The sequence below is a fragment of the uncultured Corynebacterium sp. genome (assembly GCF_937999985.1).
Lineage (GTDB): Bacteria > Actinomycetota > Actinomycetes > Mycobacteriales > Mycobacteriaceae > Corynebacterium.
This window is the reverse complement of sequence record NZ_CALLDG010000152.1, coordinates 1-2,377: the sequence shown is the minus strand read 5'-3', so window position 1 is coordinate 2,377 and position 2,377 is coordinate 1. Positions and strand designations below refer to the sequence as shown.

General features: G+C 60.4%; 4 protein-coding genes. All 4 read left to right on the top strand.

The window, feature by feature from the left end:
* A partial coding sequence (locus tag Q0331_RS07275) for a ribonucleotide-diphosphate reductase subunit beta (protein ID WP_298075738.1) occupies positions 1-654 on the top strand: 654 nt, incomplete at its 5' end.
* Positions 655-666: 12 nt separating this feature from the next.
* Positions 667-1,434 (top strand): FAD-dependent thymidylate synthase, encoded by a 768-nt coding sequence (gene thyX / locus Q0331_RS07270; protein WP_298075737.1) that lies wholly within the window; start codon positions 667-669, stop codon positions 1,432-1,434.
* An 11-nt stretch (positions 1,435-1,445) separates the two neighbouring features.
* A complete protein-coding gene (locus tag Q0331_RS07265) occupies positions 1,446-1,784 on the top strand; it encodes a class Ib ribonucleoside-diphosphate reductase assembly flavoprotein NrdI (protein WP_298075736.1) in 339 nt (112 codons plus the stop codon).
* Between the two features lie 11 nt (positions 1,785-1,795).
* On the top strand, positions 1,796-2,377 hold a 582-nt coding region (locus Q0331_RS07260; protein ID WP_298075735.1), incomplete at its 3' end, for a ribonucleotide reductase N-terminal alpha domain-containing protein.

The window sequence follows — 2,377 nt, the reverse complement described above, 5'->3', positions numbered from 1 at the left end:
TTCATGGAAGCCGTGCACGCCAAGAGCTACTCCACAATCTTCTCAACCCTGTGCTCTACCGAGGAGATCGACAAGCTGTTCCGATGGGCGGAAGAGGATGACCTCCTCCAAGCCCAAGCGAACGGCATCGTGGAGCAGTACACGGACGGATCCCACGGCTCAGTGTTCGCCGCCAGCGTGATCCTGGAGAGCTTCCTGTTCTACACCGGGTTCTACGCACCGCTGCGCCTAGCAGCGGAAGGGAAACTCACGAACACCGCCGACATCATCCGGCTCATCCTCCGGGACGAGGGAGTCCACGGGTACTACATCGGACACAAGTTCCAGACCCGGCCAAACCCCGAGCACCTGGACGTTCGAGGGCTGCTGTCCGAGTTCTACGAGCGAGAGCTCGAACGAGCAGAACAGCTGTACGACCGGGTTGGTTGGACCGAGGATGTGAAACACTTCCTCCGGTACAACGCCAACAAGGCGTTGCTGAACCTCGGCTGCGAGCCGATGTTCGACGCTGAAGAAACCAGGATCCCGAGCTACATCCTAGCCGCCCTAGACCCAGGCACCGGAGAGGCGCACGACTTCTTCTCCGGCTCCGGGGCGAGCTACGTGATCGGGACCACAGAAGAGACAACCCAGGAAGACTGGGATTGGGATTAAGGAGACCCGTTGGTGAAAACCATCAGCTACCCGGTGGTGCGCCGCATCGCAGCCACCACCATCGACAACCGCCAGATCGAGTACATCAACTCGATCATGGAAACCGAAACCGCGCAGAGCGACGCTGAGAACCTGGTAGAGTTCGCTGGCCGATCCTGCTACCAGTCGTTCGACAAACCGAACCCCGCAACCCGGGGTAACGCGGACTACATCGCGAACATCATCCGCCAAGGCCACGAGAGCGTCCTGGAGCACGCGAGCGTGACCTACTACATCCAGGGCATCTCCCGCTCCTGCACGCACGAGATCGTCCGCCACCGCCACTTCAGCTTCTCCCAGCAGTCGCAGCGGTTCGTGGACGAGTCAGACGCAGCAGTAGTACTACCCCCGGCAGCGTCGGTCCTGCGCACCCAGGAAGAGGCCCTGCGGGACTTCTTCGGGGAGTACGACGGCTCTGACACCGTGGAAGCGGCGATCGTCGCCGGCATGAAGGAAGCCCAGGAACGCTACAAGGATATTGTCGAAAACCTCCAGGCCCGAGGGCTCCCCCGCAAGCAGGCCCGCGAAGCTGCGCGAGCAGTGCTGCCAGGGGGCACTGAGACTCGCCTGGTGATCACCGGCAACCACCGAACCTGGCGAGAGTTCCTGAACAAGCGTCTAGCGCCCGGCGCGGACGCTGAGATCCGGCAGTTGGCTAACCTGATCCTGGAGGATCTGTACACGATGGCCCCAGCCATCTACAAGGATGTTTGGGAATCCAACCAGGGCGGTGTACAATAGAAAAGCAGCTTGTGTACTGGTCGTCCACCGGCACCACCGGAATCATCGGAAGCCGACTAGGCGGGATCCCCGCCGACCAGTACCGGGGAGGGGGATTCGTACTGATGTTCCCCTCCTACGGCTCTCCCCGCACGGGTAACCACGTCCCCCGCGGAGTGAAGAAATTCCTCCGCGAGCACGGGGACTCCCTGGTGGGGGTTGTTGGCTTCGGGAACACGGTGTTCGGCCCAGAGTTCTGCGCCGGTGCTGTGAAAGTAGCGGAACGGTGGAACGTCCCGCTGGTGGCGAAAGTGGATATGGCACCTACGGGGGAGCAAGTGGAAGCTATCCAAAGCTTCCTCAAAAACTAGAGAGGAAACCTATGCAAACATACTTAAAGCTTAACGCCGAGCTGAACCTGCTCGGCCCGGACGGAGAGATCCAAACCGACAAGGACAAGGAAGCGGCACGCCAGTACTTCCTTGAGCACGTCAACCCCGACACAGTGTTCTTCCACACCCTGAACGAGAAGATCAACTACCTGTGCCGCAACGACTACTGGGACGAGAACGTGTTCGGTAATTACACCGGCGAGGAGGTCAAGAGCCTGTTCCGCAAGGCTTACTCCTACAAGTTCCGGTTCCCCACGTTCGTGGGCGCGTACAAGTTCTACACCAGCTACGCACTGAAGAACTACGAGGGAGACCGATACCTCGAACGGTACGAAGACCGCGTGTGCATGGTCGCGCTGACCCTCGCGGACGGCGACTACGAGACTGCGGAGGACATCCTCCAGGAAATCATGACAGGCCGGTACCAGCCCGCCACCCCAACGTTCCTCAACGCAGGGCGAGGTAACGCCGGCGACATGGTATCCTGCTTCCTGCTGCGGATCGAGGACAACATGGAATCCATCGGTCGATCCATCACCAACGCTCTGCAACTATCCAAGCGGGGCGGTGGC